Source organism: Stutzerimonas chloritidismutans (assembly GCF_020783375.1).
Lineage (GTDB): Bacteria > Pseudomonadota > Gammaproteobacteria > Pseudomonadales > Pseudomonadaceae > Stutzerimonas > Stutzerimonas kunmingensis.
Genome location: NZ_CP086067.1, coordinates 41,181 through 59,742 on the forward strand (window position 1 = coordinate 41,181; position 18,562 = coordinate 59,742).

Consider the following 18,562-nt stretch of genomic DNA (forward strand, 5'->3'; position numbering starts at 1 on the left):
CCGGCGGTTCCATACGCGGCGTTATCCAGCCTGCGACGTTTTGGCCATGCGCGCTCGTCGCCCCGCCGGAACCTCCGCCGCAGCCCCCTTTCCACTGCTTAGCGGCTCGCGTTCGCGAGCCCGTGACCAGGAGGTTGTCACATGAACGTCGACGAGCGAATCCGCCAACGCGCCTATGAAATCTGGCAAGCCGAAGGCCAGCCGGAAGGCAAGGAAAGCGAGCATTGGCAACAGGCCCGCGAGGAAATCGAACCCTTCTACAAGGAAGGCGACGCCGAGGCCGGCAGTGTGGAAAGCAGTGTGGCGATACCCATGCCGAAATCGGACAACATGCATTAACCACGCAGGCAGGGCGGCGAAGGCGCAGCAGGCGTCGTCCCGCCCGAATCTGCTGCCACGTTCTCACCCTTCCCATCCTCTGCCCCGGCGCGCTGGAGCCTGCCGCTGCGCGCTGCTAGAGTGCCGCAGCTTGCCAACCATCGGCTGACAGGACGTCTGCCCAGCCACCGCACAGGATGCCTCCATGAAAAAGCTCGCACTCGCCGTTGCCGTACCTCTGGCCCTCTTCGGCGCCGCCACCTTCTACACCAGCACCCAGGTCGAATCGACCGCCCGTGATGCCGTCGACCAGGCCAACCTCAAGCTGCGCGAGATGAGCGTCGGCGCCGGTGCAGAGGTCGGCCTCACCCTGCTTAGCTTCGAACGCGGCCTGCTCTCCAGCACCGCGCGTTACCAGATCGACATCGAAGTGGCGGACGACGAAGGCAACACCGAACACTACGCTCTGCTGCTGCAGGATCGCCTCGAACACGGCCCCTTCCCCATCTCGCGCCTGACCCGTGGTCAGCTGATGCCGGTCGCCGCGCAGAGCCATTTCGAACTCGAACGCACGCCGCTGACGCAAAAGCTGTTCGACGCCGCCTCCGGCGAAGTGCCGCTGGTGGGTGACGTGACCATCGGCTACGACGGCGGCCAGGCCGGCGATCTGCGCACCGCCGCGCTGAACATCGAGGACGAAGACGGCAGCGTGCGCATCGCACCGGCCAACCTCAACTTCGAGGCGAACAAGGACGGCAGCGACGTACGCATGGACGGTGAACTGGCGGAAGTCGACATCGACCTGCAGCGCAGCGACAGCGGCCACCCGGTACAGGTGAGCCTGCGCGGCATCGGTCTGAGCGCCGACAAGCAGGATTATGACGCGGGCTTCGGCTTCGGCCCGTCCGCCATCACCCTGGAACGCATGGAAATCAAGGCCGGCGACGAACCTGCCGTGGTCATCCAGCAGGCCTCCGTCGAGGAGTCGCTGAGCCGCGGCAGCCGTGGCCTCGACCAGACCATCGCCTACCGCATCGGCGAGGTCAGCGCCAAAGGCCAGACCTTGCGCAACCTCGCCCTCGCCTTCAGCCTGCGCAACCTCGAGGAAAGCAGCCTCAAGGCGCTGGTCGCGAGCTACAAGGCAATCCTCGACAGCAGCGCCACGCCGGAGGAATCCTTCGTCGGCATGACCGCCGCCCAGCAGCAGGAACTGCAGGCGCATGGCCTGCAGCTGCTGGAACACAAACCCACCCTGGCCCTCGACGAGTTCGGCTTCGAGACTGCCCACGGCTCGGCCCGCCTGTCCGTCGTGCTCGACCTGCAATCGCCGAGCGCAGAAGCCTTCACCCCGGATGCGATGATCACCAGCATGCTCGCCTCGCTCAAGGCCGAAGCCGGTATCGACAAGGACCTGGTGCGCGACATCGCCGGGCTGGTCGCGCAGAACAACCAGCCTGACGGCCAGCTCGATAAGGCGGCACTGCAGCAGGAAACCGACGCCGCCACCGAGCTGTTCAGCGGCATGGCGCTGGACACCGGCTGGTCGCGCCTGGAAGGCGAACGCCTGGTCAGCTCGCTGCATTACGCTGACAACCGGGTGACCTTCAACGGCCGCGAAATGAGCGTGCAGGAATTCATCGGCTTCGCCTTCGGTTCGGCGCAGAACGCCGGTCTGCTCGGCCAGTAAGCGTCAGCCTGCGGATGCGTCCGCAGTGACAGAAAACCCCGCGGCCCTGTTCAGCACCTCGCTGGGCAGGGCCGTGTCGCTTTAGGGCGTTTGCGGCGTTCCGATCACCCGTCACCTCCCGACACCTTCCTGCCCTCGCCCTGCCCCGAGCCGGCTGCGCGACCGCTGACCTGATCTCCCTGCGGGCGCTACCTGCACCTGCCTACGCCCGCGCGTCGCCCTATTCCGGTATTCGCCTGCGCTCCGTCAGGTGGCCGGAACCATCGTCGCTCTCGCCGCCTCTGCTGAATATGACAAATGCGCCAGGCCGAGCCGGGACTCAGCCGATTCCGGCCTGGCGCAGCGAGAAAACACACGCTCATTCAAACCATGCAGCCCCTGGCCGGTGGCGAACCGCCCTGCCGGGGTTTCATTCAAAGGGCCCGTTTGTCCGATGACGCAGACGCTCAACTATCAGGCGATATTCGAAGCCGTCCCCAACCTGCATCTGATCCTCGCGCCTGATCAGGATTTCACCATCCTCGCTGCAAGCGATGCGCAGCTGCGCGCTACCTACACGCGCAGGGAAGAAAGCATCGGCAGACCGGTCTTCGACGTGTTCCGCAAGAACCCGGACGACCCGACCGAGTTCGGCACCAGCGTTTTGCGCGACTCGCTCGAGCGCGTCCTGCGCAGCCGCGCGCCGGACCGCATGGCGATTACCCGCTACGACATCCCCCGGCCCGCGGCGCAGGGCGGCGGTTTCGAGCTGCGCTACTGGCGGCCGCTGAATGTCCCGGTGCTCGATGAGCACGGCGCCGTGCTCTACATCATCCATCAGGTCGAAGACGTGACCGAGGAAGTCCTGCGTCAGGGCAGCGCCAGTCTCAGCCATTTCGAGGAGCGCTTTCGCGCTGCGCTGCTCGGCTCCGGTATTGGTACGTTCACCTGGCTCTTCAGCGATGGCAGCCTCAGCCTGGACAGCGGGCTGGAGCAGCTCTTCCGCCTGCCGCTCGGGCTGAAGGTGACCAGCGTCGATACCTTCGTCGAGCAGGTCCATCCCGAAGACCGCGCCGATGTACGGCTGGCCTTCGCTCACTACGCCAGGGGCGACGACTACACCGCGGAGTTTCGCCTGCTGCGTGCCGGCGCGGAGTGCTGGCTGGCCTGCAAGGCCAAGGCCTTTCGCGATGCCAACGGCGCGCTCGCCTATGTCGCCGGCGCCTGCACCGACATCAGCGCCCGCCGGCGTGCCGAAGACGCCCTGCGCGTCAGCGAGAACAGCCTGCGCCAGCTCAACGAGACCCTCGAAGCGCGGGTGGCCACCGAGGTCGCCGAGCGCAGCCGCGCCGAAGAAGCCCTGCGCCAGGCGCAGAAGATGGAAGCCGTGGGCCAGCTCACCGGCGGCATCGCCCACGACTTCAACAACCTGCTGACCGGCATCATCGGCAGCCTCGACCTGATGCAGCGGCGTCATCAGCGCAACGAGTCGCTGGAACTGGAGCGCTACATCGGCGCCGCCGTGACGTCCGCCCAGCGCGCCGCCGCGCTGACCCAGCGGCTGCTGGCCTTCTCACGGCAGCAGGCGCTCGACCTCAAGCCGGTCGACGTCAACCAGCTGGTGGCCTCGCTGGAGGATCTGCTGCATCGCACCACGGGCGAGAACATCACCATCGAGACGCGCCTCAGCGCCGGGCTGCTGCCCGCCTGCATGGACGTCAACCAGCTGGAAAGCGCGCTGATCAACCTCGTCATCAATGCGCGCGATGCCATGCCCTACGGCGGTCGTATCACCCTGTCGACCGCCAGTTTCACCATGGGCGAGACGCCCGATCCGAAGAAGCGCGGCATGAGCGCCGGCGAGTACGTGCTGCTCAGCGTCACCGACACCGGCACCGGCATGGCACCGAACGTCATGACGCGAGCCTTCGAGCCGTTCTTCACCACCAAGCCGATCGGCCAGGGTACCGGACTCGGGCTATCGATGGTGTATGGCTACATCAAGCAGGCCAAGGGCTACATCCAGATCGAGTCCGAACCGGACATCGGCACGCGGGTGCACCTCTACCTGCCAGTGCATCAGGGTGAAGCCACCGCCCTCGCCCACGAACCCGAGCGCACGCCCACAGGCGCTGGCGAAACCATCCTGGTGGTCGAGGATGAGCCGGTGGTCCGCTCGCTGGTGGTCGAGGTGCTGAACGAGCTGGGCTACGAAACCCTGGAGGCCGGCGAAGCCAGCGAAGCGCTCTGCATCACCGAGAGCGAGCAGCGCATCGACCTGCTGATCTCCGACGTCGGCCTGCCCGGCATGAACGGCCGGCAACTGGCCGATATCGCCCGCCAGCAACGCCCCGGTCTGAAGGTGCTGTTCGCCACCGGCTATGCCGAAAGCTTCGCCGCCAACGATTTTCTTGGCCCGGACATGGCGGTGATCACCAAGCCCTTCGCCATCGACGTCTTCGCCAGCAAGGTCGGCGAGATGCTCGGCAACGGTTGAGGCGTGGCCGGCTACGCGCCCAGGCGCTCGCTGAGAAAGTCGATAAAGCAGGCGATGCGCGAGGCCAGCGCGCTGTTGCGGTAGTACACCGCATTGATCGGCTGGCGCACGTCGACACGCTGCGCCGCCAGCACCTCCACCAGCTCGCCGCGCTGGCGATCCTTCTCGGTCATGAAGTCGGACAGGCACACCAACCCCTCGCCGGCCAGCGCCAGTTCACGCGCGGTATCGCCGCTGGAGACACGCAGCGCCGGGGTGATCCGCCAGCTCTCCCCCAGCGCATGGCGCAACGGCCAGTCGTTGAGTCGATCCGGCTCGGTAAAGCCGATCAGGCTGTGCCCGGCCAGCGCCTCGACGCTCTCTGGCACGCCATGCCGCTGCAGATAGGCCGGGCTCGCCAGCACCCGGCGCATGGTGTGGCACAGCGGCCGCGCATGCAGGCTGGAATCCGGCAGCGGGCCGATGCGGATGGCCAGATCGGTGCGCCGCTCCAGCAGGTCGATGATGCGATCGTCGCTGTACAGCTCCAGCTCGATCTGCGGGTAGCGCGCGCGAAAGTCGCCGATCAGCGGCGCAATCACGTGCAGCATGAACGGCGAAGCGGTGTTGACCCGCAGACGCCCCGCCGGTGTCTGCCGCCGCAGCGCCATCTGTTCCTCGGCCTCCTCCACGCTGGCCAGAATGCGCCGCGCCTGCGCCAGGAACACCTCGCCCTCCTCGGTCAGCTCGAGGCGCCGTGTGGTGCGGCGCAACAGCGTTACCGCCAGCTTGTCCTCCAGCCGACTCAACGCCCGGCTGACGCCCGAAGCGGTCTGGTCCAGCTGCACGGCCGCAGCGCTGATCGAGCCACTGTCGACCACGCTGATAAAGGCGAGCATTTCGTCGAGGTTGGTTTTCATCGGTGGGAGTCGCATCGAAGGGTTGGCAGGAGCAACGAGTCTGGCGGCAGCGCCGCGTGGCGGCAACCGGACCGGCGCGGGCCCCCGGCGGCAGGCCCGTCGATCAGTCGCCGCCGAGGCGCGTCACGGCCTCAAACGCCCTTTTCATTCGGGCCCGGTACATTCACCCCGTCCAGCGTGGAACGGCCGTCGCCTGCGCCATCGGTGATCACGCTGAAACTGCCATCGGTCTCCAGCACCACCGCCTCGATGCCATCCAGCGCGGCCAGCCCCTGGCTGCGCGCCGCAGCCCGCACCTCATCCTCGGTCACCCGCGCCGCGCGCATGGCATCGCCGAGAAAACGCCCGCGAAAGAACAGCAGCGCCGGCTCGCCCGTCACCGTCCGCCGCACCCACGCCACCCGCACGCTGGACCAGGTGACCACATACTGCAGCCCGATCAACAGCGCGAACGCCAGCACCCCCTCGGCCAGCGACACATTGCGATTGAGCAGAATCGTCGCGAAGGTCGAACCCAGCGCCACCGTCACGACCAGATCAAATGCATTCATCTTCGACAACGTCCGCCGCCCCGACAGACGCAACAGCAACACCAGGCTGATATAGGCCAGCACGCCCACCACCAGCGTGCGAATCAACGTCGTTGCGCTACTGAAAAACATGCCTTCCACGATCACCTCCGCAACTGAGCCATGCAGGGTGGACAGGGTAGGTGGGCGGAAAGTGCATACGGCGCCAGTGACCGCGCGTCAGGCGACGGCGTGAAAACCGAGGATTAATCCATCGTCTGCTTTACCCATACGGAAGCAGTGGCTAATGTGCCATCACGCGCAGCAACTGCGCACTCGATCACGGTTCCGCTGCGACGCTACGATCTGCACCGGCCCGCTACCAAGGAAGGTAAAGATGGCGCGCTTTTTCCCTGTCCGCTCGCAATGCCAGTTCGACACACCCGGCGAGCGGCGCTTCGCCGAGCGGCTGGAAAAGCTACTCGAAGACGACTACCTCTGCTGGAGCAACGTCCCGGTCGGGCCCAAGGCGCGCTATCCCGACTTTGTCGTGCTGCACCCACGGCGCGGCATCCTCGTGCTCGAGGTCAAGGACTGGAAGCTCGCCACCATCCAGAGCGCCACCCACGGCAAGGTCACCCTGTACACCAGCAGCGGCCTGAAGACCGTCGCCAACCCGATGCTGCAGGCGCGCTCCTATGTCGTTGATGTCGGCATGGTGCTCAAGAAAGACCTGCTACAGCAAGAACAAGAAAATAAGCCTGTTTCATTTTACTGCTTATTTGTTCGTTGTTTTATGCACCAGTTGCGTCTAATCATAGTTGTGACATTTGTGAATAAATGGATGAAGCATGATTGATCTCGGGGGAACAGACCTATACATCAACGTGCCGAGCCTGCCCCGGAAAGAATTTGAGCACTACTCAACAAATTTGTTTGATGAGTGGGAGTCATATATCGGGAAGGTTCTAAAGGTCCCTGATTACGCACTAGTTTTAGAAATTGAAGAGGGATCAATTAAGGTAAATGCAAAAGTTGCTGCATGCCTTTACGCGATCTATATTGGGATTGGACAGTACGGCTCATTCATGGCTGGGTCCCAAACAATTCAAAGTCAAATTAGTGCTGCGAGTGACTATTTGGCGAATCATGCGGTTGCCCCGTTTACAAGCAGAGAAACTAAAGCAAAAATAAAAAAACATAGTGGGTCGCTGGGTCAACTTAACAGGTTATTTTTAAAAGTTCAGCAGGGAAAAATAACTGCGCAGCAAGCCATGATAGAGGCTGAGGCAATATTTGGAGAGGATTTACGCTCCGAACCAGATTTCACAAGTGAGCTAAGAACATTATTTGAAAATGCGCCAATACTTGCGAAGCAGTTAAATTTGCCTTTGAGTGGCGTCGAAAGTGAAATATTTAAAAAGGTTATAAACAAGAAGCCGCGAATACCTAAACCTACGCCAGAGCAACCTATTGGACAGCAGTTTCGTGTAATGGTGTGGCGTGAGTCGAAAGATAAAAAACGTAAAGTTCGAGTAATTGAGCTATGAGTCACATGGCTGGATCAAATCGTTCGCTCCGCTTGCATGGATGGCTAATGTCCGCTCCGTTAATAAAATTTAGTTTTCAAGGACAATTATGCCGCGTGTAATTGAGAAAGGTGAGATAGCCCTGTACAAGTATAATCGGCTTCGATACTCATTTGTAGAGTTGGGGGCCGGAGAACAGCAAGTCCTATCCAGCGATCCTTGGGCTTTCCTCAGTTCTCATCTGCAAACAAAACTTGCAGGTAAGCGTGGTGCCAACCGTGAGCGCATTGAGCGCGCAATCTATTATGCTTCCCTTGCTGAGGATTTTTACCGCGCAGCACAGAGCGTACCTCTCCCTGCCCAAGGAACACTTTTCTACTACGGCATGCTTGATCTTGTAAAATCGTTTCTATCTCTTCGCGGTGCTGATTTAGAAACAACTTTTGAGCATCATGGACTAATGCTTCCGCTTGGAAAAAGGCTGACTATAGAAGCTAAGCCGAAAATGAAGGACGCTTTCAATGTCTTTTCGCATTTCTGTGCCGAACTTGGAAGAGAAATAAAGGCTCCTCTTGAGGTCGACTTCAGACAAGCCCTATCTCATGTGCCCGAGGTTCATGGCATCTATGCCAGCCTTGGTCACATCACCAAGCGAAAATTACTTCCGGTAAAAATAGAGTTCCAAGTGAACTCAAATAGAGATTTCCTTTTCACTGAGCTAATTTTTGATAAAGAGCAAGAGGCAAAAGTAGATACTAGTCGATTCCTAAAAGGTAATCGATCGGCATATTTTAAGGAAGGTTATCCACGCGACAAGCAAGTCGTTTATCGAGCAAAACGCAGAAAGTCTTTTACCAGAGATAACCTTGACCGGAAATATAAAAACATATTAGCTGAGTATTCTGCGCTCGATGTGGTTCCAATACTCACCCAGCAGGGCTACCGATACTACATAGACCTCCGCCCTGGAGATGTCCCACATCTTGCATATTCTTTAATGGCGATGTTCTACCTTGGCAGCGCAGCACGTTATCGACCATTAGAGATAAGATCTTTGCTGGAGGGTGATCTCCGCCCATTAGTGAGTGAGTTTGTTAGCTTAACACCTCGTCAATTTCTCTACCAATTAGTGTCAATTACGACGGCACGAGAATGCGTGATTCCATTTTCAGCGATATGAAGACTCGCGTTTCAAATGGTTCAATTGATTCCCGTCGTTTCAAATGGTGATAGCTAATGAACAGCATTCATGATCATGCGGCATATAAAGAAGGCAAAGAAAGCTACTTTTCTAATAAAGGAAGATACGAAAATAGGTACCCGTTAGGATCTACAGAATATGATGCATTCGAACGGGGTTGGTCTCAATCTATAAATAAAGATATAGATATAGATATAGATATAGCAAAGGAAAAATACTTGAAAGGTAAGGGTTATTAGTTAGCGCTCAGTCCAAGGATATTGGAAAGCCTATTTAACGTTCAGATGCCAGCTCATGGAAAAACGGGTTAGATTTATTTTCAGGTGGCTAGCTTCATAGCACCTTATGACTTCATCGTCTTAGGTTTTCCACCTCCATTCACAATGGTAAGCACCCATGCACCTAACAACCCTCCTAGTTCCCACCTTCACGCAAATGCTCAAAACTCTCTCCGCCTGGCTAAAGAAGGCGCAGGCCCAGCTACCGGAAGCGGAGGCGCAGGCGTTGTTATCCGCGCGGCTGGCGCCGGATATGTTTCCGCTGTCGACCCAGGTTCGCTTTGCCTGCGTGCAGGCGCGAGAGGCTGTGTGCCGGCTGAGACGCGAGGCCTTTCCGGCTGTGATCAACGAGCTGCTGGACGAGGGGCGGCAGGCTGGAGAGCGGCCAGGCTCGCTGGCCGATTCGTATGCCCGGATCGATGAGACGGTGGCGCTGCTCGAAGGCCTCGCTGCCGATGCGCTGGATATGGACGCGGACAAGCCAATCGCCCACGAGCTGGCGAATGGGATGATCTTCGACCTGACCGCGGACCAGTACGCCCGTGACTGGACGCTGGCGCAGTTCTATTTCCATGTGATGACCGCGTATTCGATCCTGCGTAAGGAAGGGATCGAGCTGGGCAAGGCGGACTACGTGACCCATATGCTGCCGTATCTGCGGGCGGAATCGATTCCGAAGGGCTAACGAGGTGGCCCGGACGTAACGCGTGGAAAAGGCTTCGCCGTTTTCCACCCTACGCATGCGCGGGGTCGGCAGAGGAGGCGGAGTGGCGTAGGGTGGACAACGCTGCGCTTGTCCACCGATGCGAATCGACGGGCAGAGCAGGTGGTTGGCGAAACGCTCGCTGGCTTGGGGCGTCCAACCGGGATGCCGCGCCCGCGCGGTCGTATTTGCGAACGATGTTCGCCCACCTCGCCACAAAGCAGACCTCCCCATGTTGTTCCGCCGTTTCGAAAACCTGATCGATGTCTTCAAGCCCAGCCCGGACGTTGCGCCGCCGGCCGGAATGCTGCGTTTCTATGCCCATTACCTGAAGCAGGTCTGGCCGCTGATGACGGCTGTGCTGGTGGTGGGCTTTTTCGCGGCGCTGATCGAGGTGGCGCTGTTCAGCTTTCTCGGCCAGTTGATCGATATGGCTCAGGCGACCGATGACGCGCGGACCTTCTTTGCCGAGCACCGCAACGAGTTGCTGTGGATGGCGGCGGTGGCGCTGGTCATCCGGCCGCTGGTGTTCGGCCTGCACAACCTGCTGACGCATCAGGCGATCAATCCGGGGCTGACCAATCTGATCCGCTGGCAGAACCATCGGTACGTGCTCAAGCAAAGCCTGAACTTCTTCCAGAACGATTTCGCCGGGCGCATCGCTCAGCGCGTGATGCAGACCGGGCCGTCGCTGCGCGATTCGGCCATGCAGGTGATCGATGCGCTCTGGCATGTGGTGGTCTATGCCGGCAGCGCGCTGTATCTGTTCGCCGCTGCTGACCTGCGCCTGATCGTGCCCTTGCTGCTGTGGATCGTCGGCTACAGCGCCGCACTCTGGTACTTCGTGCCGCGTATCCGCGCGCGCTCGGCGGCGGCGTCCGCGGCGCGTTCGAAGGTGATGGGGCGGGTGGTGGACGGCTACAGCAACGTCGCCACGCTGAAGCTGTTCGCCCATTCGCGGGAGGAGGAGAGCTACGCCCGCGAGGCGATGCAGGAGCTGCTTGGCAAGTTCCGCCTGCAGTCGCGGGTGATCACCAGCCTGGATTTCCTCATCACCTGCATGAACGGCCTGTTGATCGTCGGCACCGGCGCGCTGGCGCTGTGGCTGTGGAGCGAGGCGCTGATCACCACAGGCGCCATCGCCCTGGCGCTGGGCCTGGTGATCCGCATCAACAACATGGCCGAGTGGATCATGTGGGTGGTCAACGGCATCTTCGAGAACGTCGGCACTGTGCAGGACGGCATGAAGAGCATCGTCCGGCCGCGCGATGTGCTCGACCCCGAGGACGCCAGGCCGCTGCAGGTGGAGCAGGGCGGCGTGCGCTTCGAGGATGTGCATTTCCATTACGGCAAAAGCGGCGGGGTGATCAGCGGGCTAAGCATCGACATTCGCCCGGGCGAGAAGATCGGCTTGGTCGGGCCGTCCGGCGCGGGCAAGTCGACACTGGTCAACCTGCTGCTGCGCCTCTATGACCTGGAAAGCGGGCGCATCCTGATCGACGGGCAGAACGTCGCCGAGGTCAGCCAGGAAAGCCTGCGCGCCAATATCGGCGTGGTCACCCAGGACACCTCCCTGCTGCACCGTTCGATCCGCGACAACCTGCGTTACGGCAAGCCCGACGCCACAGAGGAAGAACTCTGGGCCGCGGCGCGCAAGGCCCGCGCGGATGCGTTCATCAAGACCCTGGACGATAGCCAGGGCGGCAAGGGCTTCGAGGCGATGGTGGGCGAGCGCGGCGTGAAGCTCTCCGGCGGGCAACGGCAGCGCATCGCCATCGCCCGGGTGCTGCTCAAGGACGCGCCGATCCTGGTGCTCGACGAAGCCACCTCGGCGCTGGATTCGGAGGTCGAGGCGGCGATTCAGGAGAGTCTGGATACCCTGATGGAAGGCAAGACGGTGATCGCCATCGCCCACCGGCTGTCGACCATCGCGCGCATGGATCGGCTGGTGGTGATCGACAAGGGGCAGGTGATCGAGACCGGCACCCACGCCGAGCTGATCGCCCGCGGTGGCCTCTATGCGCGGCTGTGGCAGCACCAGACCGGTGGGTTCGTCGGGGTAGATTGATTCGAACGGGCGTGGGGTTGGTAGCGGGTGAGTTCGTACAGGCGGCAGGAACATGATGCTCGCGGCACTCCCACGCAGCGCAGCAGGTCTGTATCAGCTGTCCGGCCGTTTTCTCAAGAAGCAAGCCCAAATTCAATCGAGCGCAGAGGTAACCATGAATATTTTCCTGACATCCTCCTTTGCTGAAGTCGTGGACTTGTTTGTCACGTTCACCAAAGGCGAGTGCAGCGGCAAGACGGTTACGTTGATTCCTACGGCAAGCCTTGCCGAGGAGGTCAATTCCTACCTTGTTGCGGCCAGGGAGGCGCTTATCAAAGCCGGTCTGGTGATCGATGAGCTCGAGGTTTCAACTGCAACTCAGGACGAGATCGTCAGCAAGCTCGAACGTGGCGATTACATCTATGTGTCCGGCGGCAACACGTTCTTTCTGCTGCAGGAGCTGAAGCGCACAGGCGCGGACAGGTTGATCGCGGAACAGGTCAGGGCCGGGAAGTGCTATATCGGCGAATCCGCCGGCTCCGCGATACTCGCCCCGAGCATTGACTATATTCGGGCGCTGGACGACGTCACTGCGGCGCCTGAGCTGGAGTCCTACACCGCACTGGGGCTGGTCGATTTCTACCCGCTGCCGCATTACCGGAATGCGCCGTTCGACGAGGCCGTCGAGCAGGTGCTGAAGGAGTATGGGCAGGCATTGGCGCTTCGCCCATTCAGCAATAACCAGGCGATCGTCGTGTCGGGTGGTCACGCTGAAATCCAAACGAGCGGCAAACGAGGCTAACGCCAGCTTCAAGGCTTGCTGCTCTGCCAAGCCTCTATCAGTTACCAAATGACCTTGCCGCCGCTACCTCTGGAGCAGTGGCATGGCGCGGGCTTGCAAGGCCCTGAGCAACGCGCACGGCACATTCCGGTTCGTCGTCGCGCCACCTGAACCCTCATACACTGCGCTCACTCGTACCTCTAGCGCAGTCATTAACTGAGAGGGAGCCCACCATGAGCGATCGACAAGCCAGCGTCCGCCACGATGCCGCGCAGCAGCGCTATGAGTTGCTGGTCGACGGCCAGCCGCTCGGCTTTGCCGAGTACAACGAGCAGGGCGAGCGGATGGTCTTTACCCATACCGAGGTCGACCCCAGCCTGTCCGGGGAGGGGCTGGGCAGTGTGCTGGCCAAGGCCGCGCTGGCGGATGCACGGCGCCGCGACAAGCGTGTGGTGCCGCAGTGCGAGTTCATCGCCAGCTACATCGAGCGCCACAAGGAATGGCAGGACCTGGTCGATCCGGCCTGAGCGCCGCACCTTCCGGCGGGATTTATTGCCGGAGCCGACGCTCTTATCTGAGTGATCGCTGCCGCTGCGCCGCGTGGCGTCGCTTCAGCAGCTGGTTTCCTCTGAGGGCAAGCGCGTGGATGGTCGAGAGTTTGTCTGGGCGCATTTCAAGCTCAATGCCGAGCAGCGCCTGCGTGGCTTCAACTTCTTCGTGGTGCTGGCAATCTTTGCCGATGGCGGCGTGCTGGCGGCGCTGCAGCGCGGCTTCTCGCCCGGGCTGCTGATCCTGCTCGGCGCCTTTACCGTCTTGCTGGCGCAGGTGTTCTGGCTGGTGGATGCACGCAGCCGGCAGTTGCTGGAGCTGACCATCACGGCGCTGAAGGAGATGGAAGCCGAGTATCCCGAGAGTTACCGGCTGTTCGCTGCCGATGCGCTGGGGCAGAGCCGGGTGATCAGCTACACCTTCGCTATCCGCGCGTTGTTGCTGGCGCAGATGGGCTTTGGCCTTGGCGTGTTTGCTTACGGGCTTTACCAGTGGTGAGCACTGCGAGCGATTCATCCGTCGCTGGCTGCGCTGCGCAGCCGAACGCTGGCGGCGGGCGCCCGGTCGGTATTGGTAACCACCGGGAGATCTGACGATGTCGACTTCGAGCAATCTGTTATGGGCCGCCCTGGCGATCGGGGCAGTGACGGGCATGCGCAGCATGCTGGCGCCGACACTGGTCAGCCGGGCGTTGAGCGAGCGCGATGATCTCGCCGGGGCGGGGGAGGCCGCGCAACTGCTGACGTCGGACACCGCGCAGACCTTTCTGCCAACGCTCGCGGCCAGCGAGATGATCGGCGACAAGATGCCCTTTGCGCCGGATCGCACCATCGTGCCGTCGATGATGTTTCGTGCGCTGTCCGGCGGCGTCAGCGCGGCCGCGTTGGCGGGTGTCCGTCGCGAGCCGGTGCTGGTGCCGGCGTTGCTCGGTGCGACGGCGGCGCTGGTCGCATCCAGGGTCGGGCTGAGCCTGCGCAAGCCCTATCAACCGAGGCCGCTGGTCAATGCGGCCCTGGGTGCGGTGGAGGAATGTCTGGCGTTGGTGATTGGCCGAGCCGGGCTGCGGCGGGCGTTGGGCGAGGGTCGGCGCGGGCGGTAAGAAGCCATGTACTCCGCGCGTTTCGCGGGGCGGTGATGTGGACGCGTGGAAAAGGCGTTGCCGTTTTCCACCCTACGCGGGTTGCCCTCGGGACCCGTCAGTCCTGGCTGATCTCGGTCTTGTGCGGATTGCTCTGCAGCAAGCGCGCGTGGGCTTCGGGGTAGCGGTAGGCGAAGGTGGCGTGTTGCGCGGCCACTTCGGCCCGCAGTGCTTCGCGCTCGTGGGCGGGCAGCTTGGCCAGGTACTTTTGAGTGATGGCGTATTTGGCGGCCATCAGCTCGTCATGGGCTTCGCGCAGCTCCACTTCGTACGCCTTGGCGCGACGCTCGCGCAGGGCCGCCTGGTCGGTGTGCATGTTGCCGCCTTCATGCAGGACGAAGGCGCTCTTCGAGTCGCCTTCCGTCTGCTCCATGGCGGGTTGTGCGGCCCAGGCGCTCGAAGCGGCAAGGCAGAGCATCAGACAGGACGAGATGGTTCCCAGCGTAGGCATGGCGTGGCCCTCTACATGCTTGGCGGCGCTCGGGCCGCCTGAAGCGCCAGAATACGCCAGGTGCATCCAGCACTCAGCAGTCCGGCCCTGCGCCAATCGTCGCAGCAGGCTTAAGCCGTGATGGATTGCGCGTCGTCAGGGTGCGGCTGCCCGGTCGGGACATGACATAAAACGGGCCGCGTGATGCGGCCCGTGGTACTGCGCAGCAGCGGTCAGCTCGGTCGCTGGATCACGCAAATGCGGTCGCGGCAGAGGCCGGCGTCACGGGTGCCGACGCCGGGTGCCACTTCCGGCGTGTCAGGGCTGCTGCCGTGGCCGGTCGCGCCAGCACCGGTGGGTGCCGTGGTGGCGGTGGTTTCCGGGTAGTCGGTGCCGGCGCGCTTGGCCGCGCCGCCGATGTCATAGCGACCGGTGTCGGCCGAGCTGCGGTCGTTGTAATCGGTCGGATCGGCGCCGGGCGCGGTTGTATTGCCGATGTGGGCACCGTCGCCGGTGTGCGCGCCACTCAGAGGGCGGTCGCTGCCAGCGGTTGCCGTGCCGGTTGCGCTGAAGTGCTTGTCGAGGTGGCTGTCGCCGCCGGTCGCGCCAGCATAGGGACTGCTCGGGCCTGGATAGCCTTCGACTGCGCCGCTGCCGCCGCGCTCGTTGATGTCGATGGCACCGTTGTATTCCAGGGCATCGCGCGCCTTGGCCAGCTGATCTTCATCGTCGACATCCACAGCGATCACCAGCGCACCGCGGCGTACGGCATCTGGATAGGCGGTGGCGTAGTGGCGGTGCGTTTCGTGCGGTTCATGGCCGAACAGCGATTTGAAGAAGTGCGTGACCTTGGATTCGTGATGCGTACGATCCACCGGGACGTCGGGAGTGGTGGTGTAGGGCGCATCGTAGGCATGGATATCGGCGCTCTCGGCACCAATGGCGTGAATCTGTTCGCGCGCTATGCCCCGCGACATCAGATCGCCGCGGGTGCGGTTGGCGTCGGTCAGCGTTGCGAACGCTGCTACCAGTGTATGTCTCATGATCCACCTCACGTTGTGTTGAACAACCGGGTTGTGAGCGCTCTGCACCTGTCGCGATGGCGGCGGCCGTGTGCTGATGCTGGCCGCGTCTGTCGCGGATTTAACGGCGCTCATGAATATTGGGTAGGAGCGCACTGGCATAGTTCAGCGTGGAGGATCAGCGGTCGGAGGAGGGCCGTGCAGTCGCTGCGCGGCGATGAGGGACGTTGAAGCAGGACCCCTCGGCAGACGGGGCCGGGCAGCCTGCCAGGGCAAGATGGCGGGCGGTGGAAAGGCTTCGCGCCTTCCACCGCCCGCTCGGGTTGCGGTTCAGTCCAGGTCAGCGGCGCTGTGGCGCTCGGGGGCCTGTTCGGATTCATCGCCCCAGGTGCGATTGACCTTGCGCCCGCGGATCACGGCCGGGCGCTCGGCGACTTCCGCGGCCCAGCGCTGGACGTGCTTGTAGTCCTGCACGGAAAGGAATTCGCCAGCGTCGTACAGCTCGCCCCGCGCCAGCACGCCGTACCAGGGCCAGATCGCCATGTCGGCGATGCTGTAGTCGTCACCGGCCACGTAGCGGTTCTGCGCCAGCTGGCGGTCGAGCACGTCGAGCTGGCGCTTGGCCTCCATCGCGTAGCGGTTGATCGGGTACTCGTACTTCTCCGGCGCGTAGGCATAGAAATGGCCGAAGCCGCCACCGAGGAAGGGCGCCGAGCCCATCTGCCAGAACAGCCAGTTCAGCGTCTCGGTACGCGCACGGATTTCCGTGGGCAGGAAGGCGCCGAACTTCTCCGCCAGGTAGACCAGAATCGAGCCGGATTCGAACACCCGCAGCGGTTTGCCTGCGACGCTGTGATCGGCCAGCGCGGGGATCTTCGAGTTCGGATTGATCTCGACGAAGCCGCTGCCGAACTGATCGCCCTCACCGATGTTGATCAGCCAGGCGTCGTACTCGGCACCGCTGTGGCCGGCGGCGAGCAGCTCCTCGAGCATGATCGAGACCTTCACGCCATTGGGCGTGGCCAGCGAGTAAAGCTGCAGCGGATGTTTGCCCACCGGCAGCACCTTCTCCTCCCGCGCACCGGCGGTGGGGGCATTGATACTGGCGAACTTGCCGCCCGAGGGCGCGTCGTGGGTCCAGACCTTCGGCGGGACGTAAGGGATATCAGGCATGAACAATCTCCTCGGTGGCTACTGGGGATGTGCAGGGCATGCTACGCCCTCGGCCGGCGCTGTCGAAATCAAGCGGGTCGATATTGGTCATCGATGGGCGATGGTTTGTTCTGCGAGGGGTTTTTTGAGATGGACTAGAAGATCTTTTTCCCGATCGGTAAAAAATCCAGTGCACCGGCCAGCAGTGGAGAGTATTTTCCCTATTGGGAAAAAAACGGAAGTGAGCTGTTTCAGAAGAGCAAATTGTACGGAACGGGAAAATGGGTGGACCTACCGCGTTTATATCAATGGCCGAGCTGGGCAAGATGATCCAGCGCACCCGCAAGGGGCAGGGGCTGCGTCTGGTGGACGCTGCCGGTCTATGTGGCGTGAGCGTGCGCTTTCTGAGCGAGCTGGAAAATGGCCGCGAGAGCTGTTCGTTCGGGCGGGTGCTGAACGTGTGTCATACGCTTGGCATCGAGCTGTTGGCGGCTAGACGTGACGGGAGCGACCTGTGAGCGGACTGCTCGGCGTCTACCGGGGTGATTGCCGTATCGGTGAGCTTTGGCTGGGTGACGATGGCCGCAGCATGGGTTTTCGTTATAGCGAAGCAGCGCGGTTTGCAATCTCCAATAGCTTGCCGCTTGCAACCGGTGTGTTTGCGCCAAGGCTCGGCACGGCACACAACTGGTTTGCCAATCTGCTTCCCGAAGAAGCTTCGCGGCAGTTGCTGGTGAACCGGCTTGGGATCGCCGATGACGACTTTTCGCTGTTGGCCGCCATCGGTGGTGATTGTGCCGGTGCGTTGCGCATTGTTGACCCGGAGCGGGCCGATGCGTTGATCGAATCTGGCCAGGAACCGGTCGACCCCAATCAGCTGGCGCGGTGGGCGCAGGGTAAGGAGCGCTACGCCTTGTTCCAGCCGGGCAAGGCGACACGGCTTTCGCTTGCCGGCGCCCAGGACAAGATTCCCGTAATCCTCGAAGGCGGCCAGCTCTACCTCCCGCGCGGCACCGCCGCTTCTTCGCATCTGATCAAGTTCTCGCTAAAGCCGGCGTTGGTTTTCAACGAGCTCTATATGAACCGCCTGGCTCGGATCGCTGGGCTTGTGGTTCCCGACTCGCACGCAGGTCAGGCAGGGAAGGCTCACTATCTTGCTGTGACTCGTTACGATCGTGAGCGAGTGGATAACCAGATCGAGCGTGTGCACCAGGAGGACATGTGCCAGGCGCTTGGCTATCCGCGGCGGCTCAAGTACCAGGAAGAGGGCGGCCCGACGCTGGCTGCCTGCGCAGACCTGTTGCGCGCGGTGACGGCCATGCCTGCGCTGCAGGTGCGCCAGCTGCTGCGCTGGCAGATATTCAACGTGCTGGCCGGCAACAGCGATGGCCATGCCAAGAACATTTCGCTGTTACAAGACGCCAAGGGGCGCTGGTCATTGGCGCCGGCCTATGACCTGGTATGTACGATGGTGCTGCCATACAGCCCCAGTCTTGGTTTCGCGGTGGGCGGTAACTTCCATCCGCAGCAGCTGCGCAGAGCCGATTGGGAAGAGCTGGCGCGCCACATGGGCCTTGCGCCGCCGTTCGTACTGCGGGAGCTGCGGCAAATGCTGGATCTGATCGAGCCAGCTGCCAATAGCGCCGAGTTGCAAGCTGAACTGCAGACGGTTGGCATGGATGAGGTGGCTTGGGCGAAGGTGCAGCATGTGCGCAAATACGTCGTTCAGCAGTGCCGCCGCTACCGCAAGCTGTAGCGCCCAGGGTCCTTCCTTCATGACTGCCTACAGCCCACGCTAGCGCCTCGCTGTGTGAGATTGCCGCGAGCGTGGCAACCATAGTCA

Annotated in this window: 20 protein-coding genes; 15 read left to right on the forward strand and 5 right to left on the reverse strand. The window is 62.0% G+C overall.

Features of this window, described 5'->3' with window-relative positions:
• Positions 1–141 precede the first annotated feature (141 nt).
• The 3 genes from LLJ08_RS00195 (at position 142) to LLJ08_RS00205 (ending at position 4,481) form a co-directional block, all read left to right on the forward strand.
• Positions 142–339, forward strand: a complete 198-nt coding sequence (locus tag LLJ08_RS00195; RefSeq protein WP_023446418.1) for a DUF2934 domain-containing protein — start codon at positions 142–144, stop codon at positions 337–339.
• Between the two features lie 184 nt (positions 340–523).
• Entirely contained in the window at positions 524–2,005 is a 1,482-nt protein-coding gene (locus LLJ08_RS00200) for a YdgA family protein (RefSeq protein WP_228207903.1), read from the forward strand.
• A 433-nt stretch (positions 2,006–2,438) separates the two neighbouring features.
• Positions 2,439–4,481 (forward strand): ATP-binding protein, encoded by a 2,043-nt coding sequence (locus tag LLJ08_RS00205; protein ID WP_228207904.1) that lies wholly within the window; start codon positions 2,439–2,441, stop codon positions 4,479–4,481.
• 11 nt (positions 4,482–4,492) lie between these two features.
• Here LLJ08_RS00205 and LLJ08_RS00210 read toward each other — a convergent pair whose 3' ends face one another.
• Together LLJ08_RS00210 and LLJ08_RS00215 are read right to left on the reverse strand one after the other, a co-directional pair.
• On the reverse strand, positions 4,493–5,380 hold the full coding sequence (locus tag LLJ08_RS00210; RefSeq protein ID WP_228207905.1) for a LysR substrate-binding domain-containing protein: 888 nt from the start codon (positions 5,378–5,380) through the stop codon (positions 4,493–4,495).
• Between the two features lie 131 nt (positions 5,381–5,511).
• Positions 5,512–6,051 carry a DUF421 domain-containing protein gene (locus tag LLJ08_RS00215; RefSeq protein ID WP_228208969.1) on the reverse strand — a complete coding sequence of 180 codons (540 nt, stop codon included), beginning with the start codon at positions 6,049–6,051 and terminating at the stop codon, positions 5,512–5,514.
• A gap of 235 nt (positions 6,052–6,286) precedes the next feature.
• Between LLJ08_RS00215 and LLJ08_RS00220 the strand changes: the two genes are divergently transcribed.
• The 10 genes from LLJ08_RS00220 to LLJ08_RS00265 all read left to right on the forward strand — a co-directional run bounded on the left by LLJ08_RS00220 (position 6,287) and on the right by LLJ08_RS00265 (position 14,076).
• Positions 6,287–6,748, forward strand: coding sequence for a nuclease-related domain-containing protein (locus LLJ08_RS00220; protein WP_228207906.1), 462 nt, complete (start codon positions 6,287–6,289; stop codon positions 6,746–6,748).
• Complete coding sequence (locus LLJ08_RS00225; RefSeq protein WP_228207907.1) at positions 6,741–7,439, forward strand: hypothetical protein; 699 nt, start codon at positions 6,741–6,743, stop codon at positions 7,437–7,439. The genes LLJ08_RS00220 and LLJ08_RS00225 overlap by 8 nt, the downstream gene beginning before the upstream one ends.
• 88 nt (positions 7,440–7,527) lie before the next feature.
• On the forward strand, positions 7,528–8,598 hold the full coding sequence (locus LLJ08_RS00230; RefSeq protein WP_084799395.1) for a YaaC family protein: 1,071 nt from the start codon (positions 7,528–7,530) through the stop codon (positions 8,596–8,598).
• A gap of 56 nt (positions 8,599–8,654) precedes the next feature.
• Positions 8,655–8,858: a hypothetical protein gene (locus LLJ08_RS00235; protein ID WP_228207908.1), complete on the forward strand. Its 204-nt coding sequence runs from the start codon at positions 8,655–8,657 to the stop codon at positions 8,856–8,858.
• A 196-nt stretch (positions 8,859–9,054) separates the two neighbouring features.
• Complete coding sequence (locus tag LLJ08_RS00240; protein WP_256445890.1) at positions 9,055–9,582, forward strand: DUF1993 family protein; 528 nt, start codon at positions 9,055–9,057, stop codon at positions 9,580–9,582.
• Between the two features lie 250 nt (positions 9,583–9,832).
• On the forward strand, positions 9,833–11,668 hold the full coding sequence (locus tag LLJ08_RS00245) for an ABC transporter ATP-binding protein (protein ID WP_228207910.1): 1,836 nt from the start codon (positions 9,833–9,835) through the stop codon (positions 11,666–11,668).
• 52 nt (positions 11,669–11,720) lie between these two features.
• Positions 11,721–12,449: a Type 1 glutamine amidotransferase-like domain-containing protein gene (locus LLJ08_RS00250; RefSeq protein WP_228207911.1), complete on the forward strand. Its 729-nt coding sequence runs from the start codon at positions 11,721–11,723 to the stop codon at positions 12,447–12,449.
• Between the two features lie 212 nt (positions 12,450–12,661).
• Complete coding sequence (locus LLJ08_RS00255; RefSeq protein ID WP_228207912.1) at positions 12,662–12,955, forward strand: GNAT family N-acetyltransferase; 294 nt, start codon at positions 12,662–12,664, stop codon at positions 12,953–12,955.
• 115 nt (positions 12,956–13,070) lie between these two features.
• The gene (locus LLJ08_RS00260) at positions 13,071–13,475 is read left to right on the forward strand and encodes a hypothetical protein (protein WP_038655767.1); all 405 of its coding nucleotides are present in this window, start codon (positions 13,071–13,073) and stop codon (positions 13,473–13,475) included.
• 97 nt (positions 13,476–13,572) lie between these two features.
• Positions 13,573–14,076, forward strand: a complete 504-nt coding sequence (locus tag LLJ08_RS00265) for a DUF4126 family protein (protein WP_228207914.1) — start codon at positions 13,573–13,575, stop codon at positions 14,074–14,076.
• Positions 14,077–14,173: 97 nt separating this feature from the next.
• Here LLJ08_RS00265 and LLJ08_RS00270 read toward each other — a convergent pair whose 3' ends face one another.
• The 3 genes from LLJ08_RS00270 to yghU all read right to left on the reverse strand — a co-directional run bounded on the left by LLJ08_RS00270 (position 14,174) and on the right by yghU (position 16,740).
• The gene (locus LLJ08_RS00270) at positions 14,174–14,566 is read right to left on the reverse strand and encodes a hypothetical protein (protein WP_046617500.1); all 393 of its coding nucleotides are present in this window, start codon (positions 14,564–14,566) and stop codon (positions 14,174–14,176) included.
• Between the two features lie 212 nt (positions 14,567–14,778).
• Positions 14,779–15,588: a hypothetical protein gene (locus LLJ08_RS00275; RefSeq protein WP_046617367.1), complete on the reverse strand. Its 810-nt coding sequence runs from the start codon at positions 15,586–15,588 to the stop codon at positions 14,779–14,781.
• A gap of 309 nt (positions 15,589–15,897) precedes the next feature.
• Entirely contained in the window at positions 15,898–16,740 is an 843-nt protein-coding gene (gene yghU, locus LLJ08_RS00280) for a glutathione-dependent disulfide-bond oxidoreductase (protein ID WP_228207915.1), read from the reverse strand.
• Positions 16,741–17,045: 305 nt separating this feature from the next.
• Here yghU and LLJ08_RS00285 point away from each other — a divergent pair, with 305 nt between their 5' ends.
• Positions 17,046–17,237, forward strand: coding sequence for a helix-turn-helix domain-containing protein (locus LLJ08_RS00285; protein WP_228207916.1), 192 nt, complete (start codon positions 17,046–17,048; stop codon positions 17,235–17,237).
• Positions 17,234–18,475 carry a type II toxin-antitoxin system HipA family toxin gene (locus LLJ08_RS00290; RefSeq protein ID WP_228207917.1) on the forward strand — a complete coding sequence of 414 codons (1,242 nt, stop codon included), beginning with the start codon at positions 17,234–17,236 and terminating at the stop codon, positions 18,473–18,475. The genes LLJ08_RS00285 and LLJ08_RS00290 overlap by 4 nt, the downstream gene beginning before the upstream one ends.
• Positions 18,476–18,562: the final 87 nt, after the last annotated feature.

What these genes read in the sequence shown, in the direction of transcription:
- LLJ08_RS00285 (WP_228207916.1), top strand. Translation starts at nt 17,046, where the DNA reads ATGATCCAGCGCACCCGCAAGGGGCAGGGGCTGCGTCTGGTGGACGCT.
- LLJ08_RS00265 (WP_228207914.1), top strand. Translation starts at nt 13,573, where the DNA reads ATGTCGACTTCGAGCAATCTGTTATGGGCCGCCCTGGCGATCGGGGCA.
- LLJ08_RS00195 (WP_023446418.1), top strand. Translation starts at nt 142, where the DNA reads ATGAACGTCGACGAGCGAATCCGCCAACGCGCCTATGAAATCTGGCAA.
- LLJ08_RS00255 (WP_228207912.1), top strand. Translation starts at nt 12,662, where the DNA reads ATGAGCGATCGACAAGCCAGCGTCCGCCACGATGCCGCGCAGCAGCGC.
- LLJ08_RS00235 (WP_228207908.1), top strand. Translation starts at nt 8,655, where the DNA reads ATGAACAGCATTCATGATCATGCGGCATATAAAGAAGGCAAAGAAAGC.
- LLJ08_RS00225 (WP_228207907.1), top strand. Translation starts at nt 6,741, where the DNA reads ATGATTGATCTCGGGGGAACAGACCTATACATCAACGTGCCGAGCCTG.
- yghU (WP_228207915.1), bottom strand. Translation starts at nt 16,740, where the DNA reads ATGCCTGATATCCCTTACGTCCCGCCGAAGGTCTGGACCCACGACGCG.
- LLJ08_RS00230 (WP_084799395.1), top strand. Translation starts at nt 7,528, where the DNA reads ATGCCGCGTGTAATTGAGAAAGGTGAGATAGCCCTGTACAAGTATAAT.
- LLJ08_RS00200 (WP_228207903.1), top strand. Translation starts at nt 524, where the DNA reads ATGAAAAAGCTCGCACTCGCCGTTGCCGTACCTCTGGCCCTCTTCGGC.
- LLJ08_RS00270 (WP_046617500.1), bottom strand. Translation starts at nt 14,566, where the DNA reads ATGCCTACGCTGGGAACCATCTCGTCCTGTCTGATGCTCTGCCTTGCC.
- LLJ08_RS00245 (WP_228207910.1), top strand. Translation starts at nt 9,833, where the DNA reads ATGTTGTTCCGCCGTTTCGAAAACCTGATCGATGTCTTCAAGCCCAGC.
- LLJ08_RS00275 (WP_046617367.1), bottom strand. Translation starts at nt 15,588, where the DNA reads ATGAGACATACACTGGTAGCAGCGTTCGCAACGCTGACCGACGCCAAC.
- LLJ08_RS00210 (WP_228207905.1), bottom strand. Translation starts at nt 5,380, where the DNA reads ATGAAAACCAACCTCGACGAAATGCTCGCCTTTATCAGCGTGGTCGAC.
- LLJ08_RS00205 (WP_228207904.1), top strand. Translation starts at nt 2,439, where the DNA reads ATGACGCAGACGCTCAACTATCAGGCGATATTCGAAGCCGTCCCCAAC.
- LLJ08_RS00240 (WP_256445890.1), top strand. Translation starts at nt 9,055, where the DNA reads ATGCTCAAAACTCTCTCCGCCTGGCTAAAGAAGGCGCAGGCCCAGCTA.
- LLJ08_RS00220 (WP_228207906.1), top strand. Translation starts at nt 6,287, where the DNA reads ATGGCGCGCTTTTTCCCTGTCCGCTCGCAATGCCAGTTCGACACACCC.
- LLJ08_RS00250 (WP_228207911.1), top strand. Translation starts at nt 11,721, where the DNA reads ATGATGCTCGCGGCACTCCCACGCAGCGCAGCAGGTCTGTATCAGCTG.